At 43.1% G+C, this 383-nt stretch carries 1 protein-coding gene; it reads left to right on the forward strand.

Annotated elements, in window-relative coordinates:
- Positions 1-383 (forward strand): hypothetical protein (locus EVJ33_RS15690; RefSeq protein ID WP_236634660.1); only part of this gene is annotated, 383 nt, incomplete at both ends.

Genomic DNA, 383 nt, shown 5'->3' on the forward strand with positions numbered 1-383 from the left:
GTTGATCGCGGTCAGATGATAACTGGACGCCCGTCGCTGGTCAGAGAAACATTCATCCCCGACAACAAAGTTCGGAGCTTATTACGGACTTTTGAGTCGAAAGGGATGCTTAATATTTGCTCGATGGGGAAGAAATTTAGCCTGTTTACAATCGTTAAATATGACGATTTTCAGGCAAAAAATTGTCCAACGGTTGTCCAACGGTTGTCCAACGCAAACACCAGTAATGGCGCGGATCTCAGCGGAGATTGTCCAACGGTTGTCCAACGGTTGTCCATAAACAATAATATAAATAATATCTCTAATACTGACGTATTAGAGAGTGCCACAGCAGACAAAAAGTCTGACAAGAAAAAACCTTCCGTTAGCTGTCAGGATGTTGT

This window comes from Exiguobacterium sp. SL-10, from assembly GCF_004337025.1.
In the GTDB taxonomy this organism is placed as follows: Bacteria; Bacillota; Bacilli; order Exiguobacteriales; family Exiguobacteriaceae; genus Exiguobacterium.